Raw genomic sequence first — 21,042 nt, 5'->3', positions numbered from 1 at the left:
GAGCCACACACGGGGCGGGGTGACCGCGTGTCGACGGCCTATCGTGCCGTCGACGGCGATGGTTCTCACGACCGATTCAAAGACGCACTACTGGCGCAGCAAGCAATACCGACGCGTTCAGAACGGGGCCTGTGGGCCTTCGTTGCTGCCGTCGTCGTCGCTGGACTCGCCGGGGAAGGAGGGACTCATCCCTTCGGTTTCGCCCATCTCCGGCGCGCCGGTCTGGCCGGTGTTGGCCTGAACCTGTTCGATCTCGGGGATCTCCTTGACCATCCGGGTTTTGATCGCCTGGATCGTCATCGGGGAGATACCGCAGCCCGAACAGGCACCGCCGAGCTGGATGTGGACCTCGCCGCTCTCCTCGTCGAGGTACTCGATGGCGGCGTTGCCGCCGTGCATCTGGATCTGGGGGAAGTTGCGGCGCAGGAAGTTCACCACGCGGTCTTTGAGGTCGCTGTCCGACGCTGCTGAATCCGTACTCATAACTTTTTGTTGGGAAGCGACGGGCTTAGGCCTTTGGTTCAGCCCGCTTTTACTCCGTCAGCCGGAACAGCTGCCGGAGTTCGGTCTCGATCTCGTCGGTGTACTCCTCGAGGATCGCCTCGAAGCGCTCGCGGTCGACGACGACCCCCTCCAGTCGCTCGTATGGGTTGTCCGGAAGCTCGATGTCGAATCCCTCCCGCTCCGGTGCATAGAATGGCTCGCTCTCGTTGAGCACCTGCTGGTCGATGGCGTGGATCAGCGTCGAGTCGTAGGCGTCGTTCATCGTGTTGAACGCGTTCTTGTAGGCCCGCTGGAGCTGCGGGAAGTAGTTCGCGTACTTGTCCTCGAACTGCTCGGGGTCGAAGTCGGCCATGTCGGCCCATCGGTCAGCACGGTAAAAAACTGGGCGATCCGGCCCCCGGTAGACGAGTCGGCGCTCGGCCTCAGAACTGCTGCCACGCCGTCGGCGAGGAACTCCAGTCGCGAGCGCGCATCTCCCAGCCCTCGTCGGTCGTTCGGGTGTCGACGACCGTATCGAAGGGATCCAACAGGGTATGGAGGGTGCGCTCGTCGTGCATCGTGGAGTTGATGACCGCGACGGTCAGCCAGTCCTGATTGCGGGTCCGGCCCAGCAGGACGCGAACGAACTGGTAGATCCGATCGGCATCCCAGTACATCAGCAGTTGGGACAGCGAGTGGACGCCGACGGTCGTCTCGGGGTGGGTCTCCCAGTTCTCGGCGAGTTCGGTGAACTTCACGCCGAGTTCGGTGAGATTCTTCGGCGAGGAGGCGTACTTGATGCGCTCGGTGTCGTCGGCTTCGCCGCCCTGCTCGCGGGAGACGCAGTCGACGACGGCGACGGTGTCGGGGTCCGCACCGGTGGTGTCGGTGTAGTCGGTGCGAACCCGTTCGGCGTCGTGGCCGGTCGAGAGGATGATCGACCGGTGGCCGGCTTCGCCGAGGAGGCGGTGCATGAGGTCGTACTTCCCGCTCATCGGGGGACCGGCGATGACGACGCTCTCGGCGTCGGTGAGCGTCGGTGCCAGCGGGAGTTCCTCTACGGACATGGGTTCTGTGTGGTCACGTCGAATCGATTGGGTCACGGGTTGTCAACGGTACTACCGCTCGTGGCGGCAGCGGTCGGCAGTGGTGGAGGGTGGCTCTACACATTGTCTCGGTCGTCTCTGGATAAAAACGATGGCTTTCGCAGGGTCGACGGCGGTCCTTCGAGGTGGTCGATCCGATCGAGGAGCGCGGTCGGGCCCAGCACGTCGGGCAGCCCGCCCTCGGGTTCGGGCAGGTCGACCGGTGCCGACTCGACGAGCCGGCCCCAGACCTCTTCGGGGGCCGTGTCGGTCGAGGCAGCCTCGAGCTGGAGGGCTTGGCTCCGCCCCTGATCGTGGGCGAGCTCGATGAGGCTGCGGTCGTAACTCGAGCCGGCGGCGGCTTTGATGGCTTCGTACTCCTCGCGGTGGGGGTCGCCGAACGCCGAGGCCACACCCAGCGCGTAGGCGCGCTCGACGGCCTCGTCGCGGTCGAGTTCGCTCCAGTCGGTCGAGAACGTCGATTCGTACATCTATCCCCCCGGCGGTCCGGTGGTTACTTCCAGTCCACCCTCTCCGAACGCGAGGGTGTGGATGTCGGTGTCGACGTCGGTACCACGCATCTTGATCACCTGAATGCCCCGACGCATGCCGTCGTCCTCCAGATAGTTGTGGAAGAAGACGACGCCGTGGGCCAGGAAGTGCTCGTCGGCGTACGCCGAGGGGTCGGTCATCTCCGAGATCAACAGGGTCGTCGCCGAGGTACGCTTGACCGCGGTCAGAAACCGCATCAGCGTCGTGTCGCTCTCGTCGAACAGGTAGCGCAACAGCATCGTCGAGTCGATGACCACTCGGTCGATATCCCGGGAGTTGATGAAGCCGGCCAGCCGGTTGGTGACGTTGGTCCGGTCCATCTTCTCGCCCGGCCCCCCGAAGAAGCGACGCCCCTCCGAGGACAGCGCATCGAGGAACGTGATCGACTCGGAGTCGATTGCCTCCTCGAAGCCGAACTCGTAGCCCGACATGTCGGATACGATACCATCACGCGTCTCGTGCATACTGACGTAGAGGCTGGTCTCGCCGGCGGCCGCGCCGTCGGCCATGAACTGTGCGGAGAACGTCGTCTTCCCGCTCCCCGGTGGGCCACTGAGTACGTAGAGCCGCCCGGTGGGAAAGCCGCCGTCGACGAGCCGGTCGAAGCCATCGACGCCGCTTGAGACGCGCATGGAGAACAGTGGTGTCGTATCGCTAAATAAGGGTTCGTACCCAGTTCTCACGATTGAGAACCGGTTTGAAAGCCGCGGCGAGTCGGGCTACTGGTCGCCGACGATGTCGGGGTCGACCCAGACGACGAACTTGTCGTCGCCCTTGACGATCCCGTGGACGTTTTCGTCGTTGGCGGTCGTCGTCTCGTCTACGTCGTCCGGGGTAATGTTAGAGACTTGATACACTTCGTCGACGATCCAGCCGATGGTGCCCTGATCGCCGATCGCGTCGGGATCGAAGACGATGATCCGGTTGCGTTCGCCGTCCTCCTCGATATCGAACACCGTCTTGGGATTGATGATCGAGGTGGTGCGGCCGCGGAGATCCATCACGCCCTCGACCTGTGGCGGCGAGTTGGGGATCCGCGTCAGCTGGCCGGCGTCGACGATCTCGTCGATCACATCGATGTCCAGACAGTACGTTTCGTCGCCGAGTCCGAACTCGAGGACCTGTGTCGGCCCGCCGCCCGAGCCGCCTTCCTCGTCCTCTGTGGACGTCTCGCTCTGCGCCATACCGATACTGCTTGGTGTCGATAGTTAACTCTGTCCGATAAATTATCAGCCATGATTTTCGGGTCGGTGGCTTTATTCTCGGCGTTTTAGTAGTCGGTCGTAATGTGGACCAAACCAACGCACCCAGCGTGTGCGTCGCCGAGCCCGCGTGGGGTTCGCGTTGCCGACTTCAGTGGTGGTGGTGATGCGTAACCCACGGACGGTCGTCGTGGACGACTCGCGGTTCATGCGTGGGTTGATCACGGACCTCCTCGACGACGGCGGGATTCCGGTCGTCGGCGAGGCAAAAGACGGCCAAGAGGCCCTCGAGGTGATCGCCGACGAGCAGCCCGACGTGGTGACGATGGACCTCGAGATGCCGCGGATGAACGGCATCGAGGCCGTCGAGCGGATCATGGCGGAGAACCCGACGCCCGTGCTCATGTTGAGCGCCTACACCGACGACGACGCCGAGGTGACCTTCGAGGCCTTAGAGAAGGGGGCGGTCGACTTCTTCGCCAAACCCGGCGGCGAGGTGTCGATGGAGGTCTCCCGGCTGGGCGATCAGCTGATCGAGACGATCCGGACGGTCGCCGACGCCGATCTCGAACAGGCCAACCGAGCCGAGCGGTCGGCGACCGCCGCCGGCGCGGCGGCCGCGACCACCGCGACCCCATCCGCGGCGTCGACGCCGAGCGGCGAGGCCTTCGACGACACCCGGACGGTCGTCATCGGGTCGTCGACCGGTGGGCCGAACGCTGTCGAGACGGTGCTGAGCGAGCTACCCGGCGGCGACTGCCGGGTGTTGATCGTCCAGCATATGCCGGAGGCCTTCACCTCGCGGTTCGCCACCCGGCTCGACGAGGCCACTCGGGCCTACGACGTCCAGGAGGCGACCGACGGCGCCCGGATTGGGGCCGGCGAGGCGCTGGTCGCGAAAGGTGGCAAACACATGGAGATCACGGGCTACCGCAGCGGTCGCATCCGGGTGGGCCTCATCGACGACGATCTGGGTCACTCGGTGATGCCCGCGGTCAACGTCACGATGGAATCGGCAGCCGAAACGATCACGGATCCACTGACTGGGGTGATCCTCACCGGTATGGGTGCCGACGGTGCCGACGGCATCTGTGCGATTCAGGACGCCGGTGGGCCGACGATCGCCCAAGACGAAGACAGCTGTGTTATCTATGGAATGCCGAAACGAGCAGTCGAAGCCGGATGTATCGACACCGTCTGTCCGCTCGACGACGTCGCAGCAACGATACGGGAGTTGGTGTAGATGAGTGACGAACACCGTAAGGCCTTCGTGGCCGAAAGCGAGGAGGGAATCACCGACCTCAACAACGCCCTACTGGATCTGGAGGCCGACCCCGAGGACGACGAGGCAATGGACCAGATCTTCCGGACGGCCCACACCCTCAAGGGCAACGGGGCGGCGATGGGGTACGACTCGGTCAGCGATCTCGCCCACGAGATGGAGGATCTCCTCGACGAGATCCGCGCCGGCGAGATCGATATCACCCCCGAGCTGATGGACCTGCTGTTCGACGCCGTCGACTACCTCAGCGCGATGGTCGACGATATCGCCGAACAGGGCGACACCGACCTCGACGCCTCGGGGGTCGAGGCCGACCTCCGGGAACTGATCGAGACCGGCGAGGCCCCCGGTCAGGCCGACAGTGGTAGCAGTGACAGCGGCGGCAGCAGCGACGACGACGCCGACGAATCGACCGAGGATGCCGACGAGCCATCCGACGACGACGGGGGCTCCGATGACGGCGACGCTCCCGACATCGACCTTCCCGATGAGCTGGCCGACCACGAACTCGACACCGGCCACGCCGTCTTCCGGGCGACCGTCGGCCTCGGCGACTCGGCGATGCAGGGCGTCGACGCCATCTTCGTTCTCCAAGCACTGGACGACGCCTACGAGACGTTCACGACCGACCCCGACCGCGAAACCATCGAGAACGGCGAGTTCGAGGAGACGTTCGACCTCTATCTGATCGACTCCTCCGACGAGGCCATCGAGAGCGGCCTCTCGTCGCTGAGCAAGGTCGAGTCCGTCTCGGTCGAACCCGTGACGGCGATCGTCGACGATCCGATGACCGCCAGCGAGGCCGCCGACCTCGATATCACTCACGCGACCGGTGACGACGAGTCGACCGCCGACGACGGCGATTCGAGCGACGACAGCGACTCGACCGACGACGGCGGCGACTCGGGGAGCGACTCCTCGGGTGGCCGGTCGGGGCCGAGCCGCTCGAAGAAGGACGGCACCAACATCGCCTCCGTCCGCGTCGACGTCGACCAACTCGACGAGCTGTACAACCTCGTCGAACAGCTGGTGACGAGCCGGATCAAACTCCGCCGGGAGATGGAGTCGGCGGGGATGGACTCGGACAACCTCGACGAACTCGACAAGATCACCGCCAACCTCCAGAACACGGCGATGGACATGCGGCTGATCCCGCTGTCGAAGATCGTCGACACCTTCCCGCGTCTGGTCCGGGATGTCGCCCGTGAAACGGGCAAGAAGGTCAACTTCAACGTCTCGGGGTCGGATATCGAACTCGACCGCACCATCCTCACCGAGATCCGCGATCCCCTGATCCACATCCTGCGGAACTCGGTCGACCACGGGATCGAGCCGCCGGAGGAACGCGAGGAGAAGGGCAAATCACCGACCGGCTCGGTGTCGTTGACGGCGACCCGCGAGCGGGACCACGTCACCATCGAGGTCGCCGACGACGGCCAGGGCCTCGACAAGGAGATGCTCAAGGAGAAGGCCATCAACGAGGGGGTCAAAACCGAGGACGAACTGGAGCTGATGGACGACTCCGAGATCTACGAGCTGATCTTCCATCCCGGCTTCTCGACCGCCGAGGAGGTCACCGACGTCTCCGGCCGCGGTGTCGGGATGGACGTCGTCCGCAACACCGTCAAACAGCTCGACGGCACCGTCAGCGTCGACAGCGAACTCGGCGAGGGGACGGTCGTCCGGCTCCGACTGCCGGTGACCGTCGCCATCGTCAAGGTGATGTTCGTCGAGGTCGGCGGCACGGAGTACGGCATTCCGGTCAAGAACATCGCCGAGGTCACCCGCGCCACCGAGATCGAGGAGACCAACAACAAGGAGATCATCGAACACGACGACGACATCTACCCGGTGCTCCGACTCGGCGAGGCCCTCGACGAGCCCACCGCGGTCAACGGCAACGGGATGTTGCTGCGAATCAGGGACGAAAAGCGCAAGGTCGCACTCCACTGCGATCAGGTGATCGATCAGGAGGAGGTGGTCGTCAAACCGCTCGAAGGGGTCCTCAGCGGGATCCCCGGCCTCAGCGGGACCGCCGTCCTCGGCGACGGTGACGTCGTCGCAGTGCTCGACGTGGTGACGCTATGAGCAACACCGACACCGAGGGGTTCATGCGGGTCGTCCGACACATCCAAGACGAGGTCGACTTCGAGCCCGAATACTACAACGAGGCGTACCTCAACCGCCGGATCACCGCCCGGATGCGCCGGCAGGACGTCGAGGAGTACGACGCCTATCTCTCGATTCTGAAGGACGATCCCAGCGAGAAGGAGTCGCTGATGGACTCGCTGACAATCAACGTCACCAACTTCTTCCGCAACGGGAAGATGTGGGAGGCGCTCCGGCCGGTGCTCCGGGAACTGACCTCGGAGCACCGCTCGGTGAAAGCCTGGAGCGCCCCCTGTGCGGACGGTCGGGAGCCCTACTCCCTGTACATGCTGGCGCTTGACGACCGACAGATCGACGAGTCGCGGCTCTCGGTGCTGGGCACCGACATCAGCGACGAGGCACTGGAGAACGCCCGCGCGGGCACGTACGAGACCACTCGCACGACCGACATCGGCGAGGAACTGAGCCTGCTGGACGATCCCGAGCAGTACGTCGACGTCGAGGGCAACGAGTTCACGGTCAAACCTGAGGTCCGCCGGCAGGTCGACTTCGAGCGCCACGATCTGGTGCAGGACGGCCCCAAACGGAACTACGACCTGATCTTCTGTCGGAACCTGTTGATCTACATCGACAGCGAGTACAAGATCCCGGTGTTCGACACGCTGACTTCCTCGCTGAAGCCGGGCGGCTACCTCGTCGTCGGGATGACCGAGACGGTCCCCCAAGAGCTTCGGGACGACTTCGAGGCGGTCAGCAAGCGGTGCCGGATCTACAAGTACACGCCGGAGGATCGCTAACCCATGTCCCTGTATCACCTCGCGCGCGATGGCGACGCCGAGGGATTGCGTGATCTTCTCCTCGAAAGTGACAGTCCGGCCGTCCGGGCCCGGGCAGCCAAACTGCTGGGCGATCTCGCTGGCGACTCCGACTCGGAGTCCGTCGAGACCCTCGTTTCGGTCGCAGTCACCGACGACAACGAGGAGGTGCGGTCGGCCGCCGTCGAGGGGCTCGACGCCATCGGCTCGGGGGCGGTCGAGCAGCTGCTGATCAAGATCACCGGCTCGAAGATCGACTCGGGGGCCGACTGGGCGACCGCTCAGAAGTTCGCCAAGGCGCTGTCCTCGGAGGTCCCAGAGCTTCGGATGGCCGCCGCCAGCGCGCTCGGCCAGCTCGGCGATGCCTCGGCGCTCCCGAAGCTGGTCGACCGACTGGAAGACGACAACCCCCACGTCCGGGTCCGGTGTGCGGCGGCGCTGGCCCAACTCGACCACCCGCAGGCGGTGCCCGCACTCATCAACCGGCTTTCGGATCCTCACGGCGAGGTCCGCCGGGAGGCCGCAGTCGCCTTGGCCTCGATCGGCACTGATCAGGCGTTGGCGGCGCTGCTGGAGATGCTCGACGACGACAACACCTCGATCCGGCGGATCGCCGCCTCCTCGCTCGGCGAGGCCGGTGCGGTCCAAGCAGTCCAGCCGTTGGCCGACGCGCTGACCGACCCCAGTTCGGCCGTCCGGAGCGCCGCCGTCTTCTCGATCATCGAGTTGCTGTCGAACGCGCCGACCCAGCAGAGCCACCAGATCCGCGATACCGTCGTCTCCGAACTGGAGAACTCCGATCGGGCGACCGTCGAGCCGCTGGTCGAGATCCTCGGGGAGAGCACCCAGACCCGCCAACAGCGCAACGCCGCGTGGTTCCTCGGCCGGGTCGTCGACGAACCCGACGACCGAACGGTCGAGGTGCTGGTCGACGCCCTCGAAAGCAGCGACAACTCCACCGCCCAGTTCGCCGCCACCAGCCTCGCCGAGATCGGCGGCGAGGGGGTCGAAGACGAACTGCTGGAGTTCGTCGACGACGAGTCGAACGACGAGGAAGCCCGCGCGAAAGCCGTCTACGTCCTCGGCCAGATCGGCGGCGAGCGGTCGGCCGACATGATACAGAAGCTGACCGAAGACGACAGCAAACAGGTCCGCAAGCGTGCCTTCGCGGCGGTCTCGAAGTTCCGGGGTCGACAGTGAATACTAAGACACCCCCACCCCAATGGATTGTCACGATTAACTCTCAGGGGGGCTGACCAATCATGAGTGAAGGCGAGTACAAGATACTTGATACGAAAGGTCGGTTCGCACGCGCCGTCAAGGATGGTCGGACCATCAACGACGTCTCGTGGACACAGGGCCGGATCCTACTGTCGAACCGCCGGATCATCATCGCGACCGGTGATGGCAAACGTACCATCCCCCTGTCGGATATCGAGGGGCTCGGCGGTCGACACGACCCGAACCAGAACATCGCCGCCGTCTCGAGCTACCTGAGCCTCAAGATCGACAACGACGTGATGTTGATCTCGGCGTCGGACCACGAGGAGTTCCAGCACTCGGTGTACAAGGCCGTCCTCGACCAGAAGGTGATTCAGGCCAAACACCCCGCCGTCGCCGGCGGTGTCGTTCAGGACACGAGTTGGGAGAAAGCCCGCCTGAAGGTCGAAAAGGAGGCGATCGCGGCAGCGCTCAAAAGCGGCGCGTTCGTCCGGATGGATCTCAACGACATCAGCGAGGTCGAGACCGACCAGCGGACGGTCGACGGCGAGAAGAAGGTCGTCATCCAAGTCTCCCACGTCGAAGGCGACAATGACACCAGCGTCCAGACCCACCTCACCGGCCCCAAGCGCATCTCGATGTTCCTCCAGGCGTTCCTCTCGGAGGGCGAACGCCGCAGCCAGACCAACGTCGACCTCTCGGAGGCCGACAAGGAGGTGTTGATGGCGCTGTACTCGGGGGTTTCGCCGTTCGAGATCCCCGCGTTCATCGGCAAGGACGTAGACGAAGTCGAGGAGATCTTCGAGCGACTCGTCGACCTCGACATCGTCGAGGAGGTCCGGGTCCGCCGGGAGGTCACCCTCAACTCCCGGGGCCGCAACATCGCCAGCGAGGCGATGAACGACCAATAGTTCTCGGCACTCGCCGTCCCCCGACACCCCCGTTTTCGAGTCGCCTCTTGTTCCCGTCTACGTCACTGACCTGTCGCCGTGAGCCGCCGGCGAAGCGCTCTCAGGCGGTGGCGAACCGCCGCCACTCCCGGATAGCCGTCGCGTCGCCAGACCCCGACTGCGAGGGCCGCAAGCCCGAACTCCACGAGCAGGTAGGGGTTCCCGAGGGAGTCGACCAGCAAGCCGCCGACCGTGGGCGGACCGCTCTCGTAGGGCTCGACCACCAGCAGCGGCCACAGCAGGAACGCCACCCCCTCGTCGGTCCACAGCGACGGCAGGCTGTCGGCGAAGATGTGGAGCACCGCCCCGACGCCGGCCGCAACGCCGTACTCGGTGCGGTTCCACCGGACGGCCAGCAGGACGCCGGCCGCCACCAGCGGCAGCAACACGACCAGCGAATGCGCGAAGCTTCGGCCCGTCGGGAGCACCCCCAGCCCCCACGACAGCGGTTTGTCGACCAGATCCGGTAGCTGGCTGCCGACCAGCAGGGCGACGACGACCCCGAACTCCGGGGCGGCGGTGCCGCGGGCGTGTCGTAGGCCGGCGTAGCCGAGATAGGCGACGGCGGCGTGTCCGAGCGGCCACATTAGATGTTTCCTACGCGCGGGCGCGGATAACCCCACCGGCCAGCCCGCCGCGGTCCGACCGCCGCCACAGCACTGCGATCAGTGTGCCTACGGCGACCGCATACCAGACGCCGAGGTGGGCCGCAACCGGGTCGACGGCGGCCAGTGTCCGGACCAGCGGGACGGCGACCAGCGCGGCGGCCGCGTAGCCGGCGAGGGTCGGCATCGCCGCCCCGGCAACGACACACAGCCCGCCGAGGGCGACCAGCCCACCCACCGACCCGCCGCCGAGCCACAACACCCCCGACAGCAGTCGCGTCGACAGCCCGACGCTTTCTGCGGCCGCCACGGCCGCGCCGACGACCGCCAGCGCCACCACCACCCGGGCCAGCAGTCCCACGCCCTCGACCGCCCCGTCGACGACAGTCCGGCCGCCGATCGGCGGGCGGCCCGGTCGACTGCCTACCGAATCCTTGCGCTCGCCCGCGAGTGTCCGGGCCACCCCCGCGAGGAGACACAGCCCGACGGCGAGCAGACAGCCGGCGACCAACACCGTCCCGACCGGGGGCCGGGGGCCGGCCACCAGCCATCGCATCAGTGCCACCGGCCCGGCCGCGATGACTAATCGCCACCCGCCGTCGACCTCGCTCTCACCGTCGGTGTCGCTCGATACGGCCGGTCGACCGCGGACCACAACCAGTCGCTCGCGGAGACCCATCGCCGCCGGCAGCAGCGCCGCCGGCAGCAGCGCCGCCCCCCAGACGAGGCCGGCCGCCGACCGCCCGGTCGCGGTCCGCCACGCGATCAGCACGCCGACGAGCGCCGTCACACCGAGCAGTCGCCGGCTCTCCGCAGGGAGTTCGGACGCTCCGTCGTCGACCGGCCACAGCGCCCGGAGTTGGCGGCCGAGGCCGGCGGCTCGCCAGACGCCGGCCAGGAGACAGACTGGTCCCAGCCACGTGATCGCCCGCGTCGGCGTGCCGTAGACCCCCACCGGACCGGCCACGACCGCCGTGACGAGTGCGGGGCCCGGATCGGCTGCCGCGGCCGCCGCGAATGCGAGCGCCGCGACCCCGGCCAGCCGGCCGTCGACCAGTCGCCACGCGAGGCCGATCAGTGCAGCCACCAGCACGACACCCCAAACCGCGTCGGGTCGACCGTCTCCGGCCACTACCGCCCGCCCGACGCCGACGGTCCCGGCGGCGACACCGACGAGACAGCCGACCAGCAGCCACCGGTCGACTCCCGAGCGGGCCGCCGGGAGCCACCGGCGGTCGAAGACCTGCCCTGCGGCCAGCGCCACCCCGACCACGCCGCCGACTGCCGCCACCGTGTAGGGGGCCGGCAGCGCCCCCCGGAGCCACGCGTAGCCACAGATCCCGGCCCATACGAGCAGCGCCGCCACCCGGCAGACCTGCCGGCCGGTCCATCGCAGCCATCGCCCGACCCCGCTCGGCTCCGGTTCGGTCGACGCCATCACGCACCCTCCACGGCGTCGGCCACACCCTCGTGGACCGGCAGCGACGGCATGACCGCCCCGGCTACGGCGGCCTCGGCGGCGGCCGGCGCGTCGACGAGGTCGGCATGTTCGCGGGCCAGCGCGCGGAGTTCGGCGACGGCCGCCCCGTCGACGGCCGGATCAAACAGCCACTGGCTCGCTACCCGCCAGCCGTCGACCTGCTCGGGGAGGGACGCCCCGCTCCAGCCGGTCGGTGCGACGGCGGTTGCCATCGCGTTTGACGCGGCGTCGATCACCCCGGCGAACGCCTCACCGATCGGGACGGCCGCGAGTCGGTCGCCGGCGGTCTCGTCGAGCCGTCGACACCAATCGGCCAGCCGCCCGTCGGTTTCGACCACGGCTACCGCCCCGATCTCCCCGCGGTCGACCGCCGCGGCCACCACCTCGCGCGGGCGGTTGTCGACCGGAAGGGTCTCCCAGCGCCCCGCCGCCCGGAGGAGTTGTTCGGTTACCAGTCGGCCGGGGCGCCCCGGCTGGCCCGGATACACCGCGCTGGCGTCGCCTGCGCTCGTCTCATTCACGCTCGCATTGCTCACGCCCGCGTCGCCCGCGCCGGCGTCGTCTACGTTGACGAGGGCGGCCGTCGACTCGATATCGCTCGTGGCCAGCCAGTAGTGGTCGCGCCAGCCGTAGCCGAACCCTTGGTGGGGGAGAGACTCGACCGGTTCGGCCGCAAAGGCCCCGACGCCCTCGGCGGCACGGTAGAGGGTCGTGTTGTCGAGGCCGGCGGCGTCGACGGTCCCTCGGTCGAGCGCGTAGAGCCGTTCGGTCCGGCCGTCGATCTCGGTCGTGGTCAGCCGCAGCGTCTCGCTGTGGCGGTCGGCGGCGACCGCCAGCGCCCGACCGGCCCGGTGGCTCCGGCTGTCGACCGGCCCGACGCCGAGCGTCAGCCGCTGTCCGGCGTCGCCCAGACACCCCCCGACCGACAGCCCGGCGACCGCCGACAGCCCGGCGATCATCGCCCGCCGCGAGGTCGTGTCGACAGCTGTCATTACACCCTCGGTTCACCGCGTCGTACAAGGGTATAGACACCATACTCCGAGTTACATGCCGGCTGGTTGCGGTAAGCCGACCATAGGTTTCCGAAACTGCCAGTGTGGGCCGACAGTGTCGCCCGACAGTCGACCGGGCCGACAGTCGACCGGCCAGCCACTCGTCTACCACAACAGCCAACCGAGAGGCGGCTCACAGGCGGCGGGGCTTTTAGGCCTCGTCCACAACGACCCGCTATGGGATTGATGGATACGGTGCGGTCGATCCTCGGTGTCAGCGCCGAGGCCGACGCCACCCGCGATGCCGACCCCGAGGACCTCTTCGGAATGTCGACCGCCTACGTGACGATGGAGGCTGATCTCGGCTACGACAACGCCGGCAAGGCGGCGCTCTGTTTCTCGTCGGTCGACAGCACCGACTTCAGCGAGATGGTCGCGGAGGTCGAGGCGATCCTCGAAGCCGGAGCCGAGGACACGGGAACGACGTTCAGCCAGCACGCCGACGACCACGGCTACAACTGGGTGGTCCTCGACGACAGCGATCCCGAGGACCTGCTGACGACGATCCACTTCGCTGCCGATACGTTCATCGAACAGGGGTACGGCTCGCGGCTGCTGGCTGCCGTGTTCGCTTTCGACAAAAGTGACACCGACCACGCCTACTGGATCTACTCGTTCCGCCGGGGGGGCTACTACCCGTTCGTCCCCGCAGGCGACCACGAACGCGACAACAAAACCGAATTCAAACTCCAGTCGGTCCTCGACGGCGAGTTGGGGATTGAAGACGACGAGAGCTACTGGTATCCCTTGTGGCCCGACCGTCCCGGCGGCCATCCGTGGGAGTAGCCCGCTTTCGATTCTGTTGCTGATTGCATCGATCCCGACGACCGCCGTCGACGCTCGCCTTTTTCACTTTCACTCCGCAGTTAACGAGGGTTTATGTACGGAACCGAGTAAGGTCGGTGTACAATGGCAGACGACGATCTCGAAACCCTTCCCGGAGTCGGACCGGCCACGGCGGACAAACTGATCGAGGCCGGCTACGAGACGTATCAGTCGATCGCGGTCGCCTCCCCCGGCGAGCTCTCGAACACGGCCGACATCGGCTCTAGCACGGCTGCTGACATCATCAACGCCGCCCGCGAGGCCGCCGACGTCGGCGGCTTCGAGACCGGCGCGACCGTCCTCGAACGGCGCAACGAGATCGGCAAGCTCTCCTGGCAGATCGACGAGGTCGACGACCTGCTGGGCGGCGGGCTCGAAACCCAGTCCATCACGGAAGTCTACGGCGAGTTCGGCGCTGGCAAGTCCCAGGTCACCCACCAGATGGCGGTCAACGTCCAACTGCCGCCCGAACACGGCGGACTCCGGGGCTCCTGTATCTTCGTCGACACCGAAGACACGTTCCGCCCCGAGCGGATCGACGACATGGTCCGGGGCCTCGACGACGAACTCCTCGAAGCCACCCTCGAAGACCGCGGCATGGAGGGATCGATCGACGACGAGGAGACGATGGAGGCACTCGTCGGGGACTTCCTCGACCGGATCCACGTCGCCAAGGCGTTCAACTCCAACCACCAGATCCTCCTGGCGGAGAAAGCCAAGGAACTCGCCGGCGAACACGAGGACACCGAGTGGCCCGTCCGGATGGTCTGTGTCGACTCCCTGACCGCCCACTTCCGCGCCGAGTACGTCGGCCGCGGCGAACTCGCCGAGCGCCAGCAGAAACTGAACAAACACCTGCACGATCTGATGCGAATCGGCGATCTGTACAATACCTCGATCCTCGTCACCAATCAGGTCGCGGCCAACCCCGATTCGTACTTCGGCGACCCGACCCAGCCGATCGGTGGCAACATTCTGGGCCACACCTCGACGTTCCGGATCTACCTCCGGAAGTCGAAAGGCGACAAACGAATCGTTCGACTGGTCGACGCCCCCAACCTCGCGGACGGCGAGAGCGTGATGCGCGTGCAAAACGAGGGGCTGAAGCCCGAATAACTAGTTCTCGCTGTATAGAGCTTCTTCTCTCCGATTTCAGCCGATTCAGCCGATTTGGTAACGCGCGTGCCGATCAGGCCGCCAGCATCGCTCTCCATCAAATATATTTAATCTGACAAAACAGACGTCAACTTGTTCGGCAAGAATTGTCGTTCAGGTGGCTGCTATACAACCTTATACACATATTATTAGATCGTATTTTTAACAGCCGTCTATTAATATAGCCGAAATACGGTATTTGTCAACGATTAACCTTATACCCGTCTGTTCCATGAGTCTCAATCGTGATTCCGAAAACAACCATGCCCGTGGAGCACAACACGGTGTCCGATTGTAAACGTACAGCGTTGGTAATCCAACTGGAGGACAGCCTATGACTGATGTCGCCACAGCGGTCGAAGCGATCAACCAGACGTGGATCCTGACTGTATCGTTCCTGATCTTCTTCATGCACGCCGGCTTCGCCATGCTGGAGGCGGGGCAGGTACGCTCGAAGAACGTCGCCAACCAGCTCACGAAGAACATGCTGACGTGGGGAATCGGCGTCACCGTGTTCTTCCTGATCGGAACCGGCTTCGAGAGCCTGATGACCGGTGCTGGGTTCGCACCCGCCGCCGGTGCCGGCGGCTACGTCGGCTGGTTCTACGGTGCTGTCTTCGCAATGACCGCCGCGACGATCGTTTCGGGTGCCGTCGCCGGCCGCGCGAAACTCCGCGCCTACGTCACCTACACGTTCCTGCTGGCCGCAGTGATCTACCCGATGGTCACGGCGATGACGTGGGCCGCTCCCGGTCCGGACCTCGTCGAGCAGATTACCGGCACCGCCTTCGCCGACTTCGCCGGTGGGATGATCGTCCACGGAATGGGCGGCATCGCCGGTCTCACGGCCGCAGCGATTCTCGGCCCACGGATGGACCGCTACAACGAGGACGGCTCGGTAAACGTCATCCCTGGCCACTCGATGACCTTCGCCGTGCTCGGCACGCTCATGCTGTGTTTCGGCTGGTACGGCTTCAACGTCGGCACCGCCGGTGCCTTCGACCTCGGTGACGGCGCGAACACGCTGAGTCTCGTCGTCATGACGACGACGATGGCGATGGCGACCGGCGCGATCGGTTCGGCCGCCGTTGCCTACCTCAAAACCGGCAAGGTCGACACGCTGTACACGGCCAACGGGATGCTTGCCGGACTGGCCGGTATCACCGCCATTACGAACACGACCAGCTGGTGGGGTGCCATCATCGTCGGCCTGCTGGCTGGCGCGCAGCTCCCCATCGTCTTCGAATTCGTCTCGGAGCGGCTCAAGATCGACGATGTCTGTGCCGTGTTCCCCGTCCACGGTAGTGCGGGTGTCCTCGGCGCGCTGCTGATGCCGTTCGTCGCCGTGCCGGGTGCCGTCGAGTCGGTCGCCGACCAGTTCATCGCCCAAGTCGTCGGTGTTGTCATCATCGGCGGCTGGACGCTCACTGCAACTGCAATCATCTGGTACGTGTTCAAGATGACCGGCGAAGCACGCGTCACGCCCGAACACGAACAGGACGGCCTCGACATCTCCGAACACGGCGTCGACACCTACCCCGAGTTCGGCAGCGACCGGATCGCCACCGACGGCGGCGACGGCATGAGCGCCGACGAGTTCGAGATCAAAACCGACGGCGGCAGCAGTGCTGACGACCACGAGTTCCGCACCGACGGCGGCGAGGCCGGCGGTGAGATTAAGATGATCACCTCGGTGATCCGTCCCGAAAAGCTCGGTGCGGTCAAGCAGGCCCTCGCAGAGGTCGGCGCGCCGTCGCTGACGGTTACTAACGTCTCCGGTCGTGGCAGCCAGCCCGCCAAAAAGGGCAGCTGGCGCGGCGAGGAGTACACGGTCGACCTCCACCAGAAGGCAAAAATCGAGTGTGTCGTCGCCGACGTGCCCGCCAGCGAGGTTGTCGCGGCGATCCGCGAGGCGGCCAACACCGGCGAGCCGGGCGACGGCAAGATCTTCGTGATGGACGTCGAGAACGCGGTGCAGGTCCGCACTGGCAAAGAGGGTACGGAGGCGGTCTAACAGGATCGGCACCCCACGACCGACCCCTCTGACACTCCGTCCCACTCCGGGACACCACACTCCTTTTCCGTTCGTCCGTTGCGGCCGCGACTCCCGACATGCACAAGTTCCGGGAGTCGAAACGCGTGGTATGAACCACGAACGCTCCCGTGAGCTCTACGATCGGGCGCTGTCAGTGCTGCCCGGCGGGGTCAACTCCTCGGTGCGAGCGACCCAACCGTACCCCTTCTTCATCGAACGCGGCGACGGTGCCCACGTCATCGATGCCGATGGCAACCGATACGTCGACTACGTGATGGGGTACGGCCCACTGCTGTTCGGCCACGACCTCCCCGAGTCGGTCCAGTCGGCGATCCAATCCCACGCCTCGGCGGGGCCGATGTACGGCGCGCCGACCGAGATCGAAGTCGAACTCGCGGAGTTCGTCGCCCGTCACGTCCCCAGTGTCGAGATGATCCGCTTTGTCAACTCCGGCACCGAGGCGACGGTCTCGGCGGTCCGCCTCGCTCGGGCCTACACCGGCCGCGACAAGATCGTCGTCATGCAGGGCGGCTACCACGGCGCACAGGAGTCGACGCTCGTCGAGGGCGACCCCCACAACCCCTCGCCGTCGACGGCCGGCATCCCCCAGTCGTTCGCCGACCATACCATTCCGGTCCCGTTCAATGACCCCGAGGCGATCCGGTCGGTGTTCGAGGCCCACGGCGAGGAAATCGCCGCGGTCCTCACCGAGCCGATCCTCGGCAACAACGGGATCGTCTGCCCGGTCGAGGGCTACCACGAGACCCTGCGGGAACTCTGTGACGACTACGGCTCGCTGTTGATTTTCGACGAAGTGATCACCGGCTTCCGGGTTGGCGGCCTCCAGTGCGCACAGGGTAAGTTCGGCGTGACGCCGGATCTCACGACGTTCGGGAAAATCGTCGGCGGGGGGTTCCCTGTCGGCGCGATCGGCGGCAAATCGAACATCATCGAGCACTTCACCCCCTCGGGCGACGTGTTCCAGTCGGGGACCTTCTCGGGGCATCCCGTCACGATGGCCGCCGGACTCGCCACGCTGGAGTACGCGGCCGAACACGACGTCTACGACCACATCAACGGGCTGGCCGACCAGCTCCGCAGCGGGCTGACCGACCTGCTCGAAGAACGGGCTCCCCAGTACACCGTCGTCGGCACCGACAGCATGTTCAAAGTGATTTTCACCCGCGACGGCGCGACCGAGCGGGGCGATGCCTGTGGCGCGGGGTGTCGACAGGACCCCAACTGTCCGAACTTCGATTCCTGTCCGAAGACGGGCGCGGACGTCGCCAACGCCGAGACTGACCGCTGGGAGCGGTTGTTCTGGCAGGAGATGAAAGATCGCGGTGTCTTCCTGACGGCCAACCAGTTCGAATCGCAGTTCGTCTCGTATGCCCACTCCGAGGAAGACATCGAGTCGACGCTGGAGGCCTACGCCGAAGCGCTCTGAGTTCGGAATCGGGAACTGATGGGCTTTTGGGGCCCCGCCCTGAGGTGTAGGTATGACCACAGACGCCGACATCCGGCTTGCCACCCGCGGTTCGGACCTCGCGCTCCGGCAGGCCACCGCCGTCAAATCCCAGCTCGATTCGCGCCGCCGCGAGGTGACGCTCACCGAAGTCGACACCACCGGCGACCAGCTTCGGGACGAACTCATCCACCGCCTCGGCAAAACCGGGGCGTTCGTCCGCTCGCTCGACGAGAAGGTCCTCGCCGGAGAACTCGACGCGGCGGTCCACTCGATGAAGGACATGCCGACCGAGATGCCAGATGACCTCGTGGTCGCCGGAGTCCCCGAACGCGCCCCCTCCGGCGACGTGCTCGTGACGCCCGACGGTACCGAACTCGACCAACTTTCTCCCGAGGCAGTCGTCGGCACGAGTTCGCTCCGCCGAAGCGCCCAACTGCTCGCGGCCCGTCCCGACCTCGAAATCGTCCCGCTACGGGGCAACGTCGACACCCGCCTCGAAAAGCTGCTTGCGCCCTCGCTGCAGCGCGAACACCAGCGCCTCGTCGACGCCGAAGAGGACGGAGAAGACGCCCAAGACCCCGACGAGTGGTTCACCGAACGCACCCAGATCGAACGCGACGCGATGGAACGCCGCGTCGAGACCGAGATGGACGCCATCGTCCTCGCGGAGGCCGGACTTCGCCGGAGCGGCCTCTACGACGACGTCCCGACCACCCAACTCCCGACGAACTCCTTCGTCCCGTCGCCGGGACAGGGCGCGATCGCAGTCACGGCCAGCGACAGCGAGACGGTCGAGACGATCCGTGAGGCCGTCGACCACCCCCGGAGCCGGATCGAGACCACCGTCGAGCGCACCGTCCTCGCCGAAGTCGGCGGCGGCTGTATCGCCCCCATCGGCGTAAGCGCGATCCTGCAAGGCGAGTACGTCCAGACCCGTGCCCAGATCCTCAGCCACGACGGCAGCGAGGTCATCGAGGCGACGCGGGACCTGCCGGTGGCCAACCACGCCAGCGCGGCCGCCGACTTCGCCGCGGACCTCCGGGAGCGCGGGGCCGCCGAACTGATCGAGGAGGCCCGCCGGATCGCCGACGAGGACGCCGACGCGGCCGACGGCGGCGCGGACACCGTGATGGGTGGTGAGGATGCCTGACGACGTGGGCACCGTCTATCTGGTCGGCAGCGGGCCCGGCGATCCGGAACTGATGACGGTCAAGGCCCGCCGCCTGCTTGAGGAGGCCGATGTCGTGCTCCACGACAAGCTCCCCGGGCCGGAAATCCTCGGCGAAATCCCCGACGACAAACGCGAGGACGTCGGCAAACGCGCCGACGGCGAGTGGACGCCACAGGAGTACACCAACCGACGGCTGGTCGACCTCGCCGAGGCGGGTAACACCGTCGTCCGGCTGAAGGGCGGCGACCCGTTCGTCTTCGGCCGCGGCGGCGAGGAGATGGAACACCTCGCGGCCAACGGCATCCCCTTCGAGGTCGTCCCCGGAATCACCTCGCCGATCGCGGGTGCGGGCGTCGCCGGGATTCCGGTCACACATCGGGATCACGTCTCAAGTGTTTCCTTCGTCACCGGCCACGAGGATCCGACCAAAGACGAGTCGGCCGTCGACTGGGCGGCGCTGGCGGCGACCGGCGGGACGCTGATCGTCCTGATGGGCGTCGGCAAGCTGCCGCTCTATATCGAGGCGCTGCTCGATGCGGGAATGGATCCCGATACCCCAGTGGCGCTGGTCGAGCGGGCGACGTGGCCGAACATGCGTGTGGCCACCGGGACGATGGAAACCATCGTCGACGTCCGCGACCAGCGGGGGATCGAACCCCCTGCCATCACGATCATCGGCGGGGTCGCCGCGACCCGCGAGGCCGTCGTCGACTTCCTCCGGAACCGGTCGGACACGCCCGACATCGCCCCGACGGAGGTCGACGAATGAGCCAGCAGGTCCGCGTGGCGGTGTTCCGACCGGACGACGAGCGGATCACGGCGGCCGTCGAACTGCTCGACTCGCTGGGGGCGACACCGGTCGCCGACCCGATGCTCGCCGTCGAGCCGACCGACGCGACCCCCGCAACCGACGCCGACTACACGATCTTCACGAGCAAGACGGGCGTCGAACTCGCCGCCGAAGCCGGCTGGGAGCCGGGCGAGACGACGCTCGTCAGCATCGGCCCCGGCACCACCGCGACCGCCGAGGCTGTCGGCTGGACGGTCGACCGCGAGCCCGAAACCTACAGCTCGACCGGACTGGTCGAGTTGCTCGCCGACGAGGTCGCCGGCAAACGGGTCGAAGTCGCCCGGAGCGACCACGGCAGCCAAGAACTGCTCGACGGGCTCGAGGCCGCCGACGCCGACTGGGCCGAGACCGTCCTGTACAGACTGATCCGGCCGCCGGAGTCGGGTCGCTCGGCGGAACTGGCCGCCGCCGGCGAACTCGAAGCTGTCGCGTTCACCTCGTCGCTGACAGTCGACCACTTCCTCGCGGCGGCCGACGAACGGGGGGTCCGCGAGGCCGCCATCGAGGGCCTCGCCGAGGCGGTCGTCGGCACCATCGGCGAGCCGACACGCGAGACGGCCGAAGATCGGGGGATCGACGTCGACATCGTCCCAAGCGAGGCGACTTTCGAGGCGCTGGCGACCGAGGTCGTCGAAGCCGCCGCCCCCAGTTACACCGAGTAGCGACCGAAGCGGAGCCTTATATCGGAAGCCGCCCAACGCC

At 66.4% G+C, this 21,042-nt stretch carries 21 protein-coding genes; 12 read left to right on the top strand and 9 right to left on the bottom strand.

All coding sequences use genetic code 11. The annotated features are described in order from the left end of the window. Positions 1–117: 117 nt before the first annotated feature. From NKJ34_RS13490 to NKJ34_RS13465, 6 genes are all read right to left on the bottom strand, one after another. Positions 118–483: a NifU family protein gene (locus NKJ34_RS13490; protein WP_253738840.1), complete on the bottom strand. Its 366-nt coding sequence runs from the start codon at positions 481–483 to the stop codon at positions 118–120. Between the two features lie 49 nt (positions 484–532). After that, complete coding sequence (locus NKJ34_RS13485; RefSeq protein ID WP_253738839.1) at positions 533–856, bottom strand: DUF5783 family protein; 324 nt, start codon at positions 854–856, stop codon at positions 533–535. A 70-nt stretch (positions 857–926) separates the two neighbouring features. Then, entirely contained in the window at positions 927–1,550 is a 624-nt protein-coding gene (locus tag NKJ34_RS13480) for a DUF7504 family protein (protein WP_253738838.1), read from the bottom strand. Positions 1,551–1,645: 95 nt separating this feature from the next. After that, positions 1,646–2,059, bottom strand: a complete 414-nt coding sequence (locus tag NKJ34_RS13475) for a DUF8057 family protein (protein ID WP_253738837.1) — start codon at positions 2,057–2,059, stop codon at positions 1,646–1,648. Further along, positions 2,060–2,752 (bottom strand): RAD55 family ATPase, encoded by a 693-nt coding sequence (locus tag NKJ34_RS13470; RefSeq protein ID WP_253738836.1) that lies wholly within the window; start codon positions 2,750–2,752, stop codon positions 2,060–2,062. A gap of 87 nt (positions 2,753–2,839) precedes the next feature. Next, the gene (locus NKJ34_RS13465; protein ID WP_253738835.1) at positions 2,840–3,304 is read right to left on the bottom strand and encodes a chemotaxis protein CheW; all 465 of its coding nucleotides are present in this window, start codon (positions 3,302–3,304) and stop codon (positions 2,840–2,842) included. Between the two features lie 184 nt (positions 3,305–3,488). Between NKJ34_RS13465 and cheB the strand changes: the two genes are divergently transcribed. From cheB to NKJ34_RS13440, 5 genes are all read left to right on the top strand, one after another. Continuing rightward, entirely contained in the window at positions 3,489–4,565 is a 1,077-nt protein-coding gene (gene cheB / locus NKJ34_RS13460; protein WP_253738834.1) for a chemotaxis-specific protein-glutamate methyltransferase CheB, read from the top strand. After that, positions 4,566–6,692: a chemotaxis protein CheA gene (locus tag NKJ34_RS13455; protein ID WP_253738833.1), complete on the top strand. Its 2,127-nt coding sequence runs from the start codon at positions 4,566–4,568 to the stop codon at positions 6,690–6,692. Continuing rightward, positions 6,689–7,510 (top strand): CheR family methyltransferase, encoded by an 822-nt coding sequence (locus tag NKJ34_RS13450; RefSeq protein ID WP_303647408.1) that lies wholly within the window; start codon positions 6,689–6,691, stop codon positions 7,508–7,510. Before NKJ34_RS13455 ends, NKJ34_RS13450 begins: the two co-directional genes overlap by 4 nt. A 3-nt stretch (positions 7,511–7,513) precedes the next feature. Beyond that, entirely contained in the window at positions 7,514–8,728 is a 1,215-nt protein-coding gene (locus tag NKJ34_RS13445; protein WP_253738832.1) for a HEAT repeat domain-containing protein, read from the top strand. Positions 8,729–8,790: 62 nt separating this feature from the next. After that, positions 8,791–9,660 carry a CheF family chemotaxis protein gene (locus tag NKJ34_RS13440; protein ID WP_253738831.1) on the top strand — a complete coding sequence of 290 codons (870 nt, stop codon included), beginning with the start codon at positions 8,791–8,793 and terminating at the stop codon, positions 9,658–9,660. Positions 9,661–9,722: 62 nt separating this feature from the next. Here NKJ34_RS13440 and NKJ34_RS13435 read toward each other — a convergent pair whose 3' ends face one another. From NKJ34_RS13435 to NKJ34_RS13425, 3 genes are read right to left on the bottom strand one after another with little or no spacing between them, the layout of a single operon-like run. After that, on the bottom strand, positions 9,723–10,286 hold the full coding sequence (locus NKJ34_RS13435; protein ID WP_253738830.1) for a metal-dependent hydrolase: 564 nt from the start codon (positions 10,284–10,286) through the stop codon (positions 9,723–9,725). Between the two features lie 10 nt (positions 10,287–10,296). Beyond that, positions 10,297–11,742 (bottom strand): hypothetical protein, encoded by a 1,446-nt coding sequence (locus NKJ34_RS13430; protein WP_253738829.1) that lies wholly within the window; start codon positions 11,740–11,742, stop codon positions 10,297–10,299. Further along, the gene (locus NKJ34_RS13425; RefSeq protein ID WP_253738828.1) at positions 11,742–12,776 is read right to left on the bottom strand and encodes a TAXI family TRAP transporter solute-binding subunit; all 1,035 of its coding nucleotides are present in this window, start codon (positions 12,774–12,776) and stop codon (positions 11,742–11,744) included. Before NKJ34_RS13425 ends, NKJ34_RS13430 begins: the two co-directional genes overlap by 1 nt. A gap of 237 nt (positions 12,777–13,013) precedes the next feature. Between NKJ34_RS13425 and pspAB the strand changes: the two genes are divergently transcribed. The 7 genes from pspAB (at position 13,014) to NKJ34_RS13390 (ending at position 21,002) form a co-directional block, all read left to right on the top strand. Continuing rightward, positions 13,014–13,622: a PspA-associated protein PspAB gene (gene pspAB / locus NKJ34_RS13420; RefSeq protein WP_253738827.1), complete on the top strand. Its 609-nt coding sequence runs from the start codon at positions 13,014–13,016 to the stop codon at positions 13,620–13,622. A gap of 123 nt (positions 13,623–13,745) precedes the next feature. Continuing rightward, positions 13,746–14,777, top strand: coding sequence for a DNA repair and recombination protein RadA (gene radA / locus NKJ34_RS13415; RefSeq protein WP_253738826.1), 1,032 nt, complete (start codon positions 13,746–13,748; stop codon positions 14,775–14,777). A gap of 373 nt (positions 14,778–15,150) precedes the next feature. Beyond that, positions 15,151–16,830, top strand: coding sequence for an ammonium transporter (locus NKJ34_RS13410; RefSeq protein ID WP_253738825.1), 1,680 nt, complete (start codon positions 15,151–15,153; stop codon positions 16,828–16,830). 130 nt (positions 16,831–16,960) lie between these two features. Continuing rightward, positions 16,961–18,298 carry a glutamate-1-semialdehyde 2,1-aminomutase gene (hemL, locus tag NKJ34_RS13405; protein WP_253738824.1) on the top strand — a complete coding sequence of 446 codons (1,338 nt, stop codon included), beginning with the start codon at positions 16,961–16,963 and terminating at the stop codon, positions 18,296–18,298. A 52-nt stretch (positions 18,299–18,350) separates the two neighbouring features. Further along, positions 18,351–19,469, top strand: a complete 1,119-nt coding sequence (gene hemC, locus NKJ34_RS13400; protein WP_253738823.1) for a hydroxymethylbilane synthase — start codon at positions 18,351–18,353, stop codon at positions 19,467–19,469. After that, entirely contained in the window at positions 19,462–20,259 is a 798-nt protein-coding gene (gene cobA / locus NKJ34_RS13395) for a uroporphyrinogen-III C-methyltransferase (protein WP_253738822.1), read from the top strand. The genes hemC and cobA overlap by 8 nt, the downstream gene beginning before the upstream one ends. Next, positions 20,256–21,002: a uroporphyrinogen-III synthase gene (locus tag NKJ34_RS13390; protein WP_253738821.1), complete on the top strand. Its 747-nt coding sequence runs from the start codon at positions 20,256–20,258 to the stop codon at positions 21,000–21,002. The genes cobA and NKJ34_RS13390 overlap by 4 nt, the downstream gene beginning before the upstream one ends. The last annotated feature ends 40 nt before the right edge of the window (positions 21,003–21,042 follow it).

Source organism: Halohasta salina, assembly GCF_024178165.1.
Classification (GTDB): domain Archaea; phylum Halobacteriota; class Halobacteria; order Halobacteriales; family Haloferacaceae; genus Halohasta; species Halohasta salina.
The sequence above is the reverse complement of the archived record's forward strand: the minus strand, read 5'-3'. Positions and strand labels throughout refer to the sequence as shown.